At 72.4% G+C, this 13,601-nt stretch carries 16 protein-coding genes; 6 read left to right on the forward strand and 10 right to left on the reverse strand.

Translation table 11 applies throughout. The features are described from left to right. Positions 1-7: 7 nt before the first annotated feature. The 7 genes from ACUXPL_RS02375 to ACUXPL_RS02405 are packed head-to-tail and all read right to left on the reverse strand — an operon-like array spanning position 8 to position 5,717. The gene (locus ACUXPL_RS02375) at positions 8-790 is read right to left on the reverse strand and encodes an SCO1664 family protein (protein ID WP_454181653.1); all 783 of its coding nucleotides are present in this window, start codon (positions 788-790) and stop codon (positions 8-10) included. Next, positions 790-1,332, reverse strand: a complete 543-nt coding sequence (locus ACUXPL_RS02380; RefSeq protein WP_098470638.1) for a DUF3090 domain-containing protein — start codon at positions 1,330-1,332, stop codon at positions 790-792. The genes ACUXPL_RS02375 and ACUXPL_RS02380 overlap by 1 nt, the downstream gene beginning before the upstream one ends. Then, complete coding sequence (locus ACUXPL_RS02385; RefSeq protein WP_454181655.1) at positions 1,329-2,054, reverse strand: histidine phosphatase family protein; 726 nt, start codon at positions 2,052-2,054, stop codon at positions 1,329-1,331. Before ACUXPL_RS02385 ends, ACUXPL_RS02380 begins: the two co-directional genes overlap by 4 nt. 31 nt (positions 2,055-2,085) lie before the next feature. Next, a complete protein-coding gene (locus tag ACUXPL_RS02390) occupies positions 2,086-2,472 on the reverse strand; it encodes a hypothetical protein (RefSeq protein WP_454181657.1) in 387 nt (128 codons plus the stop codon). After that, entirely contained in the window at positions 2,472-3,878 is a 1,407-nt protein-coding gene (locus tag ACUXPL_RS02395) for a Dyp-type peroxidase (protein ID WP_454181659.1), read from the reverse strand. Before ACUXPL_RS02395 ends, ACUXPL_RS02390 begins: the two co-directional genes overlap by 1 nt. A 1-nt stretch (position 3,879) precedes the next feature. Beyond that, positions 3,880-4,575, reverse strand: coding sequence for a hypothetical protein (locus tag ACUXPL_RS02400; protein WP_406905383.1), 696 nt, complete (start codon positions 4,573-4,575; stop codon positions 3,880-3,882). Positions 4,576-4,628: 53 nt separating this feature from the next. Then, positions 4,629-5,717: a catalase family protein gene (locus ACUXPL_RS02405; RefSeq protein ID WP_454181661.1), complete on the reverse strand. Its 1,089-nt coding sequence runs from the start codon at positions 5,715-5,717 to the stop codon at positions 4,629-4,631. Positions 5,718-5,826: 109 nt separating this feature from the next. Between ACUXPL_RS02405 and ACUXPL_RS02410 the strand changes: the two genes are divergently transcribed. Beyond that, entirely contained in the window at positions 5,827-6,420 is a 594-nt protein-coding gene (locus tag ACUXPL_RS02410; protein ID WP_454181663.1) for a TetR/AcrR family transcriptional regulator, read from the forward strand. Positions 6,421-6,436: 16 nt separating this feature from the next. On the opposite strand, the gene ACUXPL_RS02415 is transcribed toward ACUXPL_RS02410, so the two are convergent. After that, a complete protein-coding gene (locus ACUXPL_RS02415) occupies positions 6,437-8,050 on the reverse strand; it encodes an inorganic phosphate transporter (RefSeq protein ID WP_454181665.1) in 1,614 nt (537 codons plus the stop codon). A gap of 256 nt (positions 8,051-8,306) precedes the next feature. On the opposite strand from ACUXPL_RS02415, the gene ACUXPL_RS02420 reads away from it, so the two are divergent. The 3 genes from ACUXPL_RS02420 to ACUXPL_RS02430 are packed head-to-tail and all read left to right on the forward strand — an operon-like array spanning position 8,307 to position 10,876. After that, positions 8,307-8,990: a type 1 glutamine amidotransferase domain-containing protein gene (locus ACUXPL_RS02420; protein WP_041103944.1), complete on the forward strand. Its 684-nt coding sequence runs from the start codon at positions 8,307-8,309 to the stop codon at positions 8,988-8,990. A 42-nt stretch (positions 8,991-9,032) separates the two neighbouring features. After that, positions 9,033-10,043, forward strand: coding sequence for an NADP-dependent oxidoreductase (locus ACUXPL_RS02425; protein ID WP_454181667.1), 1,011 nt, complete (start codon positions 9,033-9,035; stop codon positions 10,041-10,043). Continuing rightward, on the forward strand, positions 10,040-10,876 hold the full coding sequence (locus ACUXPL_RS02430; protein WP_454181669.1) for an alpha/beta fold hydrolase: 837 nt from the start codon (positions 10,040-10,042) through the stop codon (positions 10,874-10,876). The genes ACUXPL_RS02425 and ACUXPL_RS02430 overlap by 4 nt, the downstream gene beginning before the upstream one ends. 32 nt (positions 10,877-10,908) lie before the next feature. Here the strand turns inward: ACUXPL_RS02430 and ACUXPL_RS02435 are convergent, their stop codons facing one another. Next, a complete protein-coding gene (locus ACUXPL_RS02435; protein WP_248073026.1) occupies positions 10,909-11,397 on the reverse strand; it encodes a MarR family winged helix-turn-helix transcriptional regulator in 489 nt (162 codons plus the stop codon). A 111-nt stretch (positions 11,398-11,508) separates the two neighbouring features. On the opposite strand from ACUXPL_RS02435, the gene ACUXPL_RS02440 reads away from it, so the two are divergent. Both ACUXPL_RS02440 and ACUXPL_RS02445 read left to right on the forward strand, forming a co-directional pair. Then, positions 11,509-11,928, forward strand: a complete 420-nt coding sequence (locus ACUXPL_RS02440) for an organic hydroperoxide resistance protein (RefSeq protein WP_200969222.1) — start codon at positions 11,509-11,511, stop codon at positions 11,926-11,928. After that, positions 11,928-12,353 (forward strand): DoxX family protein, encoded by a 426-nt coding sequence (locus ACUXPL_RS02445; protein ID WP_454181672.1) that lies wholly within the window; start codon positions 11,928-11,930, stop codon positions 12,351-12,353. Before ACUXPL_RS02440 ends, ACUXPL_RS02445 begins: the two co-directional genes overlap by 1 nt. Positions 12,354-12,415: 62 nt before the next feature. Here ACUXPL_RS02445 and ACUXPL_RS02450 read toward each other — a convergent pair whose 3' ends face one another. Beyond that, on the reverse strand, positions 12,416-13,600 hold the full coding sequence (locus ACUXPL_RS02450) for a M20 metallopeptidase family protein (protein WP_454181674.1): 1,185 nt from the start codon (positions 13,598-13,600) through the stop codon (positions 12,416-12,418). Position 13,601 lies beyond the last annotated feature (1 nt).

The following is a 13,601-nucleotide window of genomic DNA, read 5'->3' on the forward strand; positions in this document are numbered from 1 at the left end:
GGGCCCGTCAGAAGAGCGGCCAGGGCACGGCCGGCGTCCGGCCGCTCGGGGCAGGGAAGATGCCGTCGTCGAGCAACTGGGCACAGCGTGCGGCAAGGGCTTCGACTTCCACGGCACCGAGCAGCTCCGCCAGCCCCCGCCCCAGCTCACCGTCGAGCCCCTCGAGAACCCGGGCGACGCCGTCGAGCTCCTCCTCGCTCAGCGCCTCGCCGAGCCAGCCCCAGAGCACGGTGCGCAGCTTGTCCTCCACATGGAAGGTGAGCCCGTGGTCCACGCCGTGCCGGTGCCCGCCGGGCATGGCGAGGATGTGGGCGCCCTTCCGGTCGGCGTTGTTGACGATCACGTCGAACACCGTCATGCGGCGCAGCGCCGCCGAGTCCTCGTGGGCCAGGACCAGCCGATTCCCGTCCTCGTCCTCGCCCTCCAGGATCGTGAGCCATCCCGAGGCCGGCACCTCGTCCGCCGGGAACAGGTCCACCGCGTCCTGCTCAGGATCCTGCTCCTGCCACAGCTGCACCATGCCCTCCCCGAACGGGCCCTCGCGCAGCCACGTGCGCGGCACGACGTCCCACCCCAGTGCCTCGGACACCAGGTGCGCGGCCACCTCGCGGCGGGCCAGAGTTCCGGCGGGGAAGTCCCAGAGCGGGGCCTCGCCGGCCACCGGCTTGTAGACCACCGGGGTGTCACCGATCGCGCCGAGGAACGTGGCGTTGGACGCCGTCGTGATGCGGCCGGTGAGCGTCAGCTCCCCGGCCGTCAGCTCGCCGGCGGGCACGTCCGCGGCGCCCATCAGGAGTCGGGGAGAGTGCAGTCGTGGCCGTCGGGGTCGATGGGCTGGCCGCAGTCCGAGCAGATCGGACGCCCGGCGTCCACGACCTCCCGGGTGCGCCGGGCGAACGCCCGGGCGGCGCCGACGGGCATCCGCACGCGCACGGCCTCGGCGTCCGCCTCGAGCGCCGGGTCGGCGTCGTCGTCGGTCAGCGGGTGCGCGTCGACGAGCACCTGCGCGGTGGTGGGGTCCCAGCCCAGGCCGATGGCCCCCACCCGGAACCACTCCTGCACCGGGTCCAGCGGATCGTTGTCCACGAGTTCCACGGGCGTGCTGGCCGGGACGCTGTGCGGATTGCCCTCCAGCGCCATGAGATCGTCGAGGATCTCGTCGATCATCTCCGCCATCAGGGCCGACTGCTGCTTCTCCAGGGCCAGGCTCACCAGCCGGGGCCCCGTGCGCACCTGCAGGTAGAACGTGCGGGCTCCGGGACGCCCGAGCGTCCCGATCACGACCCGATCCGGCCAGTCGAACTCATGGGCGGGGGCAGGTGCATCAGTCATGTCACGATCCTAGGCGTCTGCTCGTCCACCGCGCCGGGGCCGGTGCCCGCGCCGCCGCCCACCGGGGCGTCGTCGGACGGGCCGAGGCTCGAGAGCCAGGACAGGTCCCCGGCGTCGGTGTTGGTCGCCCAGACCCGTGGTCGGCTTGGTCCGTAGCTCACGATGGACACGGAGGCGGGCCCCACCTCGATCCGCTGGAACAGATCCAGGTGCGTGCCGAGCGCGTCGGCCAGTATCGACTTGATGACGTCCCCGTGGCTCACCGCCACCCACACCGCCCCGGGCCCGTGCTCGGCCTCGACCGCGGCGTCGTGCCGGCGGATCGCCGCCACCGCGCGGGCCTGCATGCCCGCCATGGACTCCCCGCCGGGGAAGACGACGGCGGACGGCTGGGTCTGCACCGTCGCCCACAGGGGCTCGGTGGCCAGGTCGCTGAGCGGGCGCCCCTGCCACTGGCCGTAGTCGCACTCGGTGAGGTCGTCGTCGACCAGCGAGGGCACCGTCCCCGGCTGGCGATCGAGGAGGGCGCGGGCCGTCTGCGCGCACCGCTCCAGGGGACTGGCCACCACCGCGGCCACGGGCACGGCCGCGATCCGGTCTCCGGTGCGGGCCGCCTGCTCCCGCCCGTGGTCGTCCAGGCTGGCCCCGGGGGTGCGGCCGGCCAGCAGTCCGGTCGCGTTGGCCGTGGTGCGGCCGTGCCGCACGAGAAGTACCGTCGCCATCACTCCAGCCTACCGACGGGGCGCGAGGGCCTCAGCGGGACGGGTCACGGGGCAGGGGAGTCCACCGCAGGGTGAGGCCCCCGATGGCGGCCAGCGCCGCGTGGGCGTCGTCCGCGGCGTCCTCCAGCCCGTCCGCCACGTCTTCACCCGCCGAGGTGAGCAGCAGGACGGCGTGGTCGTCCGCGTCGGGCTGCTCGCCCGGGTCGGCGCGCCAGCCGCCCCTGCCTCGCACGCCGTCCTCGTCCCCGGGCAGGGAGTGCAGCCACGCGGCGGCCGCCCGGGCCGCCCCGGGGCCGACGACGTCCAGCCGCAGGGTCGCGGGGGAGCCGTCGTTGCCCGGCGGGGTGCCCCACAGCCAGTCCAGGTCCACCTGCCACGGCTGGGCGCCCGCGGGACCGCCCGGGGACGGAGAATGCATCACGCCTCGGCGTCCAACTGGTCCGAGGTCCAGCCCGCCTCACCGATCCACCGCAGGGCGCTGAGCGAGGGCATGAAGAGGTACTCGCCTCCGGCCATCCGGTTGAAGGTGGTGATGCCGTCGATGCGCTTGCGGGCCGGCTCGGCGGGGATGGTGAACCGTCCCTGCGTCGGGTCGTCCTCGTGCAGACCGACGATCGGATCCCGCTCGGAGCCGAGGTCGACGAAGTTGCCTCCGTTGATCCACTCCTGCTGCATGAACTCGATCGTGTCGAAGGCCCGGGCGCTGATGAAGATGAAGTAGATCCCGCGGTCCTCCTTCGCGTCGTCGGCCGAGCTCACCTCCGGCGACCACCCGGGACCGTAGGTCGAGGAGCGCCGGATGATCCGCTTGATGTTCACGTCCGTCATGATCGACAGATCGCTGTCCCGCGGGTTGAGGCGACGCATGTGGCTGGAGTGCGGGCACATCAGGCCCTTCGGGTCGTCCTCGAAGGTGAAGTCGTTGCGCCGCTCCGGGTCGTTGCCCAGCTCCTCGTCGTCGTGGTCCGGGGAGAGCACGAGCGGGGCGCCGCTGCGCCACCGACCGAACATCTTCGCGGCGATCCGGTGCTGCTCCTCCGGGTCCGGGCTCTGCGAGGCCAGGTACTCGTTGAAGGCGCCCACCCGGCTGGCGAACTTGCGCAGCACCACGTAGGTCCCGTTGCGGCCCAGCACATCCGGCTGCGGCACGGCCAGCGGGGAGCCGGTCTCGCTGTTCTCGCCCAGGATGAACTCGCCGGCGGAGATGGAGCGCTCCTGGCCCGGCTGCGGCCGGACCCCGCTGCCGGCCACCGTCGGCTGCGAGATGGAGTCCCGGAAGCCGAAGGGGTTCTTGTTCAGCTCGTCGACCCCGAACCGGTGGGTGGCCACCAGGGTCACTCCGGTGGAGTGCTCCAGCACCTCCTTCGCCTGGTCCAGGGCGGCGTCCAGGGCGTCGGCGTCGGCCGCGTAGATCGTCAGCGCGATGTGGCAGGCGTCCTGGGTGAACGCCTCGTCCCAGTGCTCCGGGGCGTTCGGCCCGGTGTCCATGAGCTGCTGAGCGCGGGCGGCCATCCCCTGCTGGTAGGGCAGCGGGAAGCTGGCCAGGGAGTCCTCGGGCAGCCCGAGGGCACGCAGGCCGGCGTAGCTGATCGCCGCACCGGTCCAGGACTGGAGGTCGTCGGCCCAGTCCTGCGCGGAGGTCACGTGCTCGGCCAGGCGACGGACGAAGTCCCGGCCGCCTTCGGCCTCGTCCACGGTCAGCATGGCGTGGGCGCCGACGTAGGGCTCGGGCCGCGACCGCAGCACCAGGCCCTGGATGTCGTCCAGGTCCAGCTCGACCCGCTCCCGATCGAAACGTTCCTTCAGGTCCTTGAGCACGCCCATCTCAGTAGTCCACCGCCTCGGGGGTGGAGATCGTGTCGGTGAGCTGCTTCAGGGCGGCCGCGGTGTCCTCGTCCAGGTCGGTGCGCCCGGCCATCTGGTCCAGGAAGGTGTTCACCGCGTCCTCGGTGCGCTGCAGTCGGCGCGTGTCCACCACGGTGACCTGCGGGTTCGCCACGAACCACCCGGAGGCGGTGATCTGGTGCTCGGCGATGAAGTCCTTCACGGTCGGGCTGTCGATGCCCGGCCACCCCTCCACGTTCTGGAAGAGGAGGTCCATCAGCTCGGGGATCTTGGTGGCGAAGTCGTTGATGTACGCGTCCCAGTCGCCGTCGTAGGCCGTGGCGAAGAGGATGCGGGTGTTGTCGTCGAAGAAGACAAAGCGCATGTCGTGGAGCGTGGACACGCGCTGGGCGCCGTCCATGTTGCCGCGGGTCAGGTCGAAGATGCGCTGCAGCCGTTCGGCGCCGCCCGGCTTGAGGCGGGCGATCGCGGTCAGCTCCGAGACCTTGCCCGAGCGCATCCCCACGCGGCCGGCGGAGTCGGCGGTGCCGGACAGGTCCGGGTTGTGCTCACGGATCATCGCCTCGAGGGCGATCTTGGCCAGCGTGGGGGCGTCCTGGGCGACGTCCTCGACGGCGCGCTTGACGGCGTCGAGGCGGCTCTCGTCCTGCAGTCGGGGGTCGGGGCGGTCGTTCATGAGGTCCTCCTTCGAGAAGCCTTCGGGATGAATGGTGAGGGGCGAGGCCGGGATCAGTCCGGGATCTCGTCCAGCGTCGCCGGCTCGGGGGCCGGGCGATCGTTGAACTCGTGGCGGTAGCGGGTGGACTGCTCGTAGGCGTGCCGGCGGACGCGCATGATCGAGCCCAGCGGCTGGTGCTCGACCACGCCGTTCCACGGGTTGAAGGTGAGGACGTCGTCGCCGTAGACGCGGCGGCGAGGGCTGTAGGTGTCCTGCGGGGCGATCCGCAGGGTCGCGACGGGCTGGTGGGGGGCCTGCTCCTCGTCCCAGAGCACGGAGGCGTCCTCCACGGGCATCTGCTCCAGGTCCGTCGCCAGCTGGGCGCGCAGCGTGTACTCCGCGCCCTCGTGGGAGAAGAAGTCCGCGACCACGTCCCGGATCGAGGAGAAGTCCTCCACGTCCATGTCCTGACCGGTCAGGGCCCGCACGTTCGCGGACTCCGGCGCCAGCGAGACCTTGGCGATGTGGTCGCCGTAGCGCAGGGCGCCCTGGGTGAAGTACGTCTCGCCGAGGACGTGGGCGTTGTCCCGCCCCAGGCCCTGCAGGGTGGCGCCGGGGGTCCCGCCCACGGCCTCCACGGCCCCCCGCACCACCCGGGCGGCGCCGGTGGCGAGCCGCTGCAGCAGCTCCGGGTTCTGGGAGTTCTTCTCCAGCAGCCCCAGCATCTCCTGGTAACGGCCCACGGTGCCGAAGGCCAGCGTGGGGAAGTTGACCATCAGGAAGTCCTGGTTGTGGCCGGCCGGCTCGGACAGCAGGCGCTCGCCCTCCACGCCGAGCACCTTCAGGGCCCAGCCCCGCGGGGCGGGGGTGCGGTCGGTGTGGATGTCTCCGGGGGCCGAGGACAGCCGCGCGACCGCCTCGTAGCGTCCCGGGCGGGCGAAGATGCCCTGCGCCAGCTCGGGAGCCAGGCCCTCGTGCACCTCCAGCGTGGCCTTGAGGATGGCGTGGCTCTTGGCGTGGGCGTCTCGATGGGCGTGCCGATGCCGGCCGGCGGCCTGGCGCTGGGCCTCGCCCATCTGCTCGAGGATCTCCCGGGTGATGGTCTCTTCGCGTTCGGCGGGGTGCTCGACGTCCGGTGTGAATCGCACGGGGTCAGTCATGAGTACTGCGCCTCCCTCTCTACGGGTGCATTTACGCTACGATCAGTCGCGCAACCGTCAACAGCGATGCTAGGGCGGTCACAGGATCCGAGGCAAGGGCAGGAGGACGGTGCAGACGAAGACCGCGAACCGAAGCGCGGGCAGGCCCCGCCGTCACGGCGTGGAGGAGACGGTGCTGGCGGCCGCCGTCGCGCTGGCCGGTGACGAGGGGTACGTCGGCGCCACCGTGGACGCCGTCGCCGCCCGGGCGGGAGTGGCCAAGACGACGGTGTACCGGCGGTGGCCGTCCAAGGAGGCGCTCGCCGTGGACGCCCTCGCCGCCGCGCTGGACCTGCCGCCCGCCGATCCCGACGGGCCCGAGCCGGACGCGACGCTGTGTCGCGCCGTCCGTCGTCTGGCCGCGCAGATCCAGACCACCCCGGTCCGGGCACTCCTCGGCGGCCTGCTGACCCAGGCGATGCGCGACCCCGAGACGCGGGCGCGGCTGCGCTCGCGGTTCCGCGAGCCGTTCCTCCGGGAGGCCCTGGCGGATCCCGCCGGGGACGCCGACCTGGACCCCGCCGCGGTGGACCTCGCCTTCGACCTGGTCGTCGGCACGCTGCTGCACCGGCTGGCGACGGTGGGCGACGTCAGCCAGGCCGAGCTGGAGGCCGTCCTGGGGGCCGCCGTCGGTCTGCTCTCGGGTCGGCCTGCGTCCGGGTGAGGCCCGAGGCGCTGCGTCAGCTCCCGAACACGGCGCGCAGCGCCGTCACGCCGAGGGCGCCGATGAGCGCGGCGGCCGGGAGGGTGATGACCCAGGCCAGCGCGATCGGCTTCATCAGGCCCCAGTTCGCCGCGCGGTTCACGATGCCCACGCCGAGCACGGCGCCGATCAGGATGTGCGTCGAGGAGACCGGCAGCGCCAGCATGGACGCGGCCATGACGACGCCGGCCGCGGCGAGCTCGGCGGTGAAGCCGGAGGCGGGATGCATCTCGGTCAGCCCGGTGCCGACGGTGTTGATCACGTTGCGGCCGATGAACCACAGACCGCAGACCAGGCCGATGCCGCAGGCCAGCATGAGGGCCCCGGGCACGGCGGCCTCGGCGTTGATCTCCTCGGTGCGCAGCACGTCCACGATGGCCGCGAACGGACCCACCGCGTTGGCGATGTCGTTCGAGCCGTGGCTGAACGCGAACGCGGACGCCGTGAACACCTGCATCCAGCTGAACAGCAGGTAGGTCGACCGGGACAGGGACTGCTTCTTCAGGGTCTTGGCGAAGATGAACACGGCCATCCACACCGCGGCGCCCACCATGAGCATGATGAGGATGTTGCCGACGTTGTCGATGTTCAGGTCCAGGTTCTTCAGGCCCTTGAACAGCAGCATCGAGAAGATGACGATCGAACCGCCGGCCGCCAGCAGCGGCACCCAGATCTCCAGCGCGTGCTGCGAGTTGACCTCGTCCTCCTTGGACTCGATCGCGTCCAGCTCGCGGTAGTAGTCCGACTCCAGCTCGTCCGCGTCGTAGTCGTGACCGGAGGACTTGGTGGCGGCGTCACGGGCCATGGCGTTGGTGTAGGCGATCTGCTGCACCTCGGAGAGACGCTCGAACGCCGTCTTGTGCTTCGTCCGCAGCTCGATGCGCTCCAGCCGCAGCTCGCGCATCTTGGCGTCGGCCTCCTCGTTGTAGACGAGGATGTGCTTCTTGATCGCCCGGTACAGGGCCCAGGCCACCAGCCCGCCCAGCGCGGGGGAGAGGACCCAGGACAGCGCGATCGTGCCGATCTCGCTCCACTGCACCATCTCGAAGCCGCCCGCGCCGGTCTGCAGGCCCAGGGTCACCGCGGCACCGACGATGCCGCCGACGATCGAGTGCGTCGTGGAGACCGGCCAGCCCATCTTGGTGGCGATGAGCAGCCAGACCGCGGCGCCGATCAGGGCCGCGAGCATGATGTACACGAAGTCCATCGGCGGCAGCGCCACGCTGTCGAGGTCCACGATGCCGCTGCGGACGGTCTCGGTGACCTCACCGCCGGCGATCACGGCGCCGCTGACCTCGAAGACCGCGGCCACCAGCAGGGCCTGCTTCAGGGTCAGCGTGCCGGCGCCCACCGAGGTGCCGAACGAGTTCGCGACGTCGTTGCCGCCGATGTTGAAGGCCATGAACATGCCCACGACGATCGTGGTGATCAGCAGCGTCGTGTGGGCGGTGTCGGTGTAGCCGAGGGCCCAGGAGATGCAGAGGGCGAGCGCACCGACGGTGAGCACGCCGAAGGCGAGGTGCCAGGTGGTGTCGGGCCCTAGGAGACCGGTGCGCTGCAGCTTCGGGGCTTCGGTGGTGGAGGAGGACATGACGGGTCCCTTCTGCTCGGAGTCGGCCCCGCTGGTCGGGGGAGACCACGCTCGCCACCCTCGGGCAGGGACCTGACGCCGTCGTGACGGCCGGCTTGCGCGCACATGAACCGCCCTTGACGGGCCCGAGTCCTGCACCCGGGGGCGGGTTCGCCGTCGCTGCGGCGTGAGGCTGGTGGGCGCCGTCACCCTTGCCCGAGATTCGGTTGTGTACGACCATGAGAGTTCAGTCCCCACCGACGAAAGGGCCCCAGACATGTCCCGCATCCTGATGATCCTCACCTCGCACGACCAGCTGGGTGACACCGGCCGCAAGACCGGGTTCTGGCTCGAGGAGTTCGCCTCGCCCTACTACGTTTTCACGGACGCCGGCCACGAGGTCACCCTCGCCTCGCCCCGCGGCGGCCAGCCGCCCATCGACCCGACGAGCTCGCAGCCGGAGATGCAGACCGACGCCACCCGCCGGTTCGACCAGGACGAGGAGGCCAAGGCCGCCCTGGCCCACACCACGCCCCTGGCCCAGGTGGACGTGGACGGGTTCGACGCCGTCTTCTACCCGGGCGGTCACGGCCCGCTGTGGGACCTGGTGTCCGACGCCGACTCCACGCGGATCATCCTCGACAGCGACGCGGCCGGGCGCCCGCTCGGCCTCGTCTGCCACGCGCCCGGGATCCTGCACCCGATCACCGCCGCCGACGGCACCCCGTTCGTGCGCGGCCGTCAGGTCGCCGGGTTCACCAACGGCGAGGAGGAGGCCGCCCAGCTGACGGACGTCGTCCCGTTCCTCGTCGAGGACTCGCTGATCGCCGCCGGCGCGGACTACCGCAAGGGCCCGGACGGGGAGAGCTTCGTGGTCACGGACGGCACCCTGGTGACCGGCCAGAACCCGGCCTCCTCCGCCGACGCCGCCCGCCGCGTCCTCGACCTGCTCGCGCGCTGACCCCCCGCCGAGCCCGCCCCCCCGACTCCTGAGGAGACCACCATGAGCACCCCCAACCGCACGCGCGAGATCCACCTCGCCTCCCGCCCCCACGGCGCCCCGACACCAGAGAACTTCCGCCTCACCGAGGTCGAGCTCCCCGAACTCGCCGAGGGCCAGGTCCTCGTGCGCAACACCGTGATGTCCGTGGACCCGTACATGCGCGGCCGCATGAACGACGTCGAGTCCTACGTGCCCCCGTTCCAGCTCGACGCCCCGCTCGACGGCGGCGCGGTGGGCACCGTGATCGCCTCGCGCCACGCCGACGTGCCGGAGGGCACGTCCGTGCTCCACGGCCTCGGCTGGCGCGAGCACGCCGTCCTCGACGGCGACACCGTCCAGGCCGTGGACACCTCCCAGCTCTCGGACAGCGCCTACCTGGGCGTGCTGGGCATGACGGGTCTGACCGCCTACACCGGCCTCGTGCACGTGGCCGAGATGCAGGAGGGCGACGCCGTGTTCATCTCGGGCGCCGCGGGGGCCGTCGGCTCGGTCGCCGGCCAGATCGCCCGCCTCCTGGGCGCCTCGCGCGTCGTCGGCTCGGCCGGCACGGCCGAGAAGGTGGCGTGGGTGAAGGAGCTGGGCTTCGACGCCGCGTTCAACTACCACGACGGCTCGCCCACGGACCTGCTGGCCGAGGCCGCGCCGGAGGGCATTGACGTCTACTTCGACAACGTGGGCGGCGACCACCTCGAGGCCGCCATCGCCGCGATGCGGGTCGACGGCCGCGTGGCGATGTGCGGTGCGATCGCCCAGTACAACTCGACGGAGCCGCCGGCCGCCCCGCGCAACCTCGCCCTGGCGATCGGCAAGCGGCTGACCCTGCGCGGCTTCGTCCTGCAGAAGTACGCGGCGCAGGTCCGCCCCGAGTTCCTCGAGCGCGTGGGCCCGTGGGTCGCCGACGGGAAGATCCAGTGGGACGAGACCGTCCGGGAGGGTCTGGAGAACGCGCCCCAGGCGTTCATCGACCTGCTCGACGGCGCCAACACGGGGAAGATGGTCGTGCGGCTGTGACGAGCGACGGCGCACTCGGGGGCGGCATGGTCACCTTCCGGCATCAGGGCCTGACCTTCGACGTCCGCGACGGCGGACCGGCCGAGGGGGAGGTGGTCCTGTTGCTGCACGGCTTCCCGCAGGACGCCACGTCCTGGAAGCACGTCGAGCCGCTGCTGCACGCCGCGGGTCTGCGCACCCTCGCGCCGGACCAGCGCGGTTACTCCCCGGGGGCCGCTCCGCGGGCGACGGCGGCCTACCGCCTCCCGGCGCTCGTGGGGGACGCCGTCGCGCTGGCGGACGCGGCGGGGGCGCGGCGCGTCCACGTCGTCGGCCATGACTGGGGCGGCGCCGTCGCCTGGGCGATGGCCACCGCCCACCCCGAGCGCGTCGCGTCCCTGACCGTCCTGTCCACGCCGCACCCGGCCGCCCTGGCCCGCGCCCTGCGCGGCCCTGACCAGCTGCGCCGCAGCTGGTACATCGCCGCCTTCCAGGCACCGTCCCTCCCCGAACGGATCCTCGCGCGACGGCTGGGCTCCCTGCTGCAGCGGGGGCAGGTCCCCGGGGCGGAGCACTACGCCCGCCGGTTCTCCACCCCGCAGAGCCTGCGCGGTCCGGTGAACTGGTATCGGGCGAACCCGGATCTGGTGACCACCACGCGCAGCGCGCCCGTGTCGGTCCCCACCACGTACGTGTGGGGCGCCCGGGACGCGGCCCTGGGGCCGCGGGCCGCCGAGCTCACGGCCGGGCAGGTGGCGGGGGAGTACCGGTTCGTGAAGCTCGACGCGGACCACTGGCTGCCCGAGCGTGAGGCGGACGCCGTCGCCCGGGCGATCCTGGACCGGGTGCGCTGACCGCGCTCCGCGCGCGGGCCGCTCCCGCCGTCTCAGCGCGGCCCGACGGCCTTGGTGATCCGGTTCAGCTGGTCCATGAGGACCTGGCGCTCGGCGACGTCGAGGGGGATCCGGGTGAGGGCGTCCGCCGGTACCGTCCGGGCGGACGCCCGCAGCGCCCGCCCCTCGTCCGTCAGCCGCACCAGCACGCGCCGCTCGTCGCGGACGTCGCGCTCCCGCGTGACGAGCCCCATGCCGGCCAGGCGCCGCACCAGAGGCGTGATGGTGCCGTTGTCCATGCCGAGTCGGTCCCGCAGCGCGCCGACCCCCAGCGCCCCGGCGTCCGGTGTCGACGCATCGGTCTCGGCCGAGGCATCACCCTCCGCCTGCCACAGGGTGAGCATCACGAGGTACTGCGGGTAGGTGAGGCCGAGGCGGGACAGCAGGGGGCCGTAGCCGCGCGTGACGGCGCGCGCCGCCCGGTGCAGGGCGAAGCAGAGCTGGTCCTCGAGGGCGAGGCTGGGGGTCGGCGCGGCATCCATGGGAGCGATTCTAGTGGTCGCTGGGGAGCGACTTGGTTGCGCACGACCTAACCGGGTGGCAGGCTGGAGCCGACTCGTCCCGCACGGGGCGGGCGGATGAAAGGACCTCCCATGGAGACCATCTACACCGCCGAGGCGCTCAGCACCGGCGCCGGCCGCGACGGCCATGTCCGCACCACCGACGGGCGGGTCGACCTCGACCTCGCCGTGCCCACCGAGATGGGCGGCTCCGGTCAGGGCAGCAACCCCGAGCAGCTGTTCGCCGCCGGCTACGCCGCGTGCTTCCACTCGGCCCTGCAGATGGTCGCCCGCTCCTCCCGTGCCGACATCACCGACTCCTCCGTCGGCGCGCGCGTGGGCATCGGCCGCCAGGGTGAGGGCTTCGGCCTGGAGGTCACCCTCGAGGTCGTGCTGCCCCACGTCCCCGCGGACCAGGCCCGCGCCCTCATGGAGCAGGCGCATCAGGTGTGCCCCTACTCGAACGCCACCCGGGGCAACATCGACGTCGTCCTCGAGCTCGGGGAGGCGTGATGACGAAGCGCCGGCAGTCCATCCCCCTCTCCCAGACCGCCGCCCGCCTCGGCCTCGGCGGGTTCATGACCGCCGCGGGGCTGTCCCACCTCACCGTGGCGCGCCGTGAGTTCCGCGCCCAGGTGCCCTCGTGGATCCCGCTCCCGGCGGACCTCGTGGTGCTCGGATCCGGCGTGGCCGAGATCGGCCTCGGGGCCGCTCTGCTGGCGCTCCCCGGGCAGCGCCGCCTCACCGGCACCGCCCTGGCGGCCTTCTACACGGCGATCTATCCCGGGAACATCGGGCAGTACGCCGAGCGCAAGGACGGCTTCGGGCTGGACACGGACGGCCGCCGCCTGGCGCGGCTGTTCGGCCAGCCTGCCCTCATCGCGGCCGCCCTGTGGGCCGCGGGAATCCCCGAGCGGAAGCAGGGCGGGCGCCGCTGACGCCGTCGCCGGTCCTGCGGCCCTGGGCCGGCTCCGGGCACGTGCCCGGAGCCGGCGTGATCTCACCCCGCCGCGAGGCGCGGCCCGTTCCGCAGGACCTCGACGACCAACCGCAGGGCGATCGGGAAGGCGTCCTCATCCAGCCCGAACCGCGGGTTGTGGTGACCTGCGTCGAAGCCCTTGGCGGCGTTGCCGGCCCCCACGAACACGTACGTGGCGGGCGCGGTCCGGGAGAAGGCCGCGAAGTCCTCGCCGCCGAGCATCGGCGGGTCGGTGATCACCGAGCCCGGGAACAGGTCCTCGCACAGCTCATGGACCACAGCGGTGCGGGCCGGGTCGTTCCACACCATGTCGTAGCCGCGCAGGTAGTCCAGCTCGCAGCGCAGACCGGGGTTCGCCGTCTGCAGGCCGCGGACCATGTCCCGCATCGCCGCCTCGACCGTGTCCCGCACGTCGTCGTCGTGCGTGCGGACCACTCCACCGATGTGCGCCTCCGGCGGGTACACGTTCAGCGCCGACTGACGCCCGGCGTCCATCCAGGTGGTGGACACCACGCACGGGTCCAGGCCGGCCACCCGGCGGGACGGGATGAGCAGGAACTGCTGGATCAGGGAGCTGGCCGCGGTGACCACGTCCACGGCGTCCTCCGGGGTGGACGCGTGGGCGCCCTCGCCCCGCAGGTGCACCTCGAACAGGTCCGAGTTCGCCGAGGCCGGGCCGGGCTTGATGTCCACCGTGCCCGTGGGGAGGGTGCTCCAGTAGTGGAAGCCGAAGAAGTAGTCGACGTCCGCGAACCGGCCCGTCTCCACCATCTCCTTGGCGCCGCCGGGCGGGGTCTCCTCCGCATGCTGGAAGATGCCGAGCACGGTGCCGGTCAGCTCGTCCAGGTGATCGTGCGCCCAGACCAGGGCGGACATGATGGTGGCCGTGTGCCCGTCGTGACCGCAGCCGTGCATGCGACCCGGCGTCGTCGAGGCGAAGTCCAGGTCGGGGCGGTCCTCGGTCATGGCCAGCCCGTCGATGTCCGCGCGCAGACCCAGGGTGGGGCCGGGGCGGCCGGTGTCCAGGGTCACCACGAGGCTCGTCGGCGTGAGGTTCTCGAACGTGGCGCCCGGCAGGCGCGGCTCCAGCTCGGCACGGATGTAGCGGACGGTCTCGTGCTCCTCGAACGAGGCCTCCGGGTGCTGGTGCAGGTGACGGCGCCAGGCGACGAGCTGGTCCTGGTAGGCGTCGATGTCGGTGGACATG

Source organism: Micrococcus sp. 140720015-1 (assembly GCF_053627595.1).

What these genes read in the sequence shown, in the direction of transcription:
- ACUXPL_RS02375 (WP_454181653.1), bottom strand. Translation starts at nt 790, where the DNA reads ATGGGCGCCGCGGACGTGCCCGCCGGCGAGCTGACGGCCGGGGAGCTG.
- ACUXPL_RS02380 (WP_098470638.1), bottom strand. Translation starts at nt 1,332, where the DNA reads ATGACTGATGCACCTGCCCCCGCCCATGAGTTCGACTGGCCGGATCGG.
- ACUXPL_RS02385 (WP_454181655.1), bottom strand. Translation starts at nt 2,054, where the DNA reads ATGGCGACGGTACTTCTCGTGCGGCACGGCCGCACCACGGCCAACGCG.
- ACUXPL_RS02390 (WP_454181657.1), bottom strand. Translation starts at nt 2,472, where the DNA reads ATGCATTCTCCGTCCCCGGGCGGTCCCGCGGGCGCCCAGCCGTGGCAG.
- ACUXPL_RS02395 (WP_454181659.1), bottom strand. Translation starts at nt 3,878, where the DNA reads ATGGGCGTGCTCAAGGACCTGAAGGAACGTTTCGATCGGGAGCGGGTC.
- ACUXPL_RS02400 (WP_406905383.1), bottom strand. Translation starts at nt 4,575, where the DNA reads ATGAACGACCGCCCCGACCCCCGACTGCAGGACGAGAGCCGCCTCGAC.
- ACUXPL_RS02405 (WP_454181661.1), bottom strand. Translation starts at nt 5,717, where the DNA reads ATGACTGACCCCGTGCGATTCACACCGGACGTCGAGCACCCCGCCGAA.
- ACUXPL_RS02415 (WP_454181665.1), bottom strand. Translation starts at nt 8,050, where the DNA reads ATGTCCTCCTCCACCACCGAAGCCCCGAAGCTGCAGCGCACCGGTCTC.
- ACUXPL_RS02420 (WP_041103944.1), top strand. Translation starts at nt 8,307, where the DNA reads ATGTCCCGCATCCTGATGATCCTCACCTCGCACGACCAGCTGGGTGAC.
- ACUXPL_RS02425 (WP_454181667.1), top strand. Translation starts at nt 9,033, where the DNA reads ATGAGCACCCCCAACCGCACGCGCGAGATCCACCTCGCCTCCCGCCCC.
- ACUXPL_RS02435 (WP_248073026.1), bottom strand. Translation starts at nt 11,397, where the DNA reads ATGGATGCCGCGCCGACCCCCAGCCTCGCCCTCGAGGACCAGCTCTGC.
- ACUXPL_RS02440 (WP_200969222.1), top strand. Translation starts at nt 11,509, where the DNA reads ATGGAGACCATCTACACCGCCGAGGCGCTCAGCACCGGCGCCGGCCGC.
- ACUXPL_RS02445 (WP_454181672.1), top strand. Translation starts at nt 11,928, where the DNA reads ATGACGAAGCGCCGGCAGTCCATCCCCCTCTCCCAGACCGCCGCCCGC.
- ACUXPL_RS02450 (WP_454181674.1), bottom strand. Translation starts at nt 13,600, where the DNA reads ATGTCCACCGACATCGACGCCTACCAGGACCAGCTCGTCGCCTGGCGC.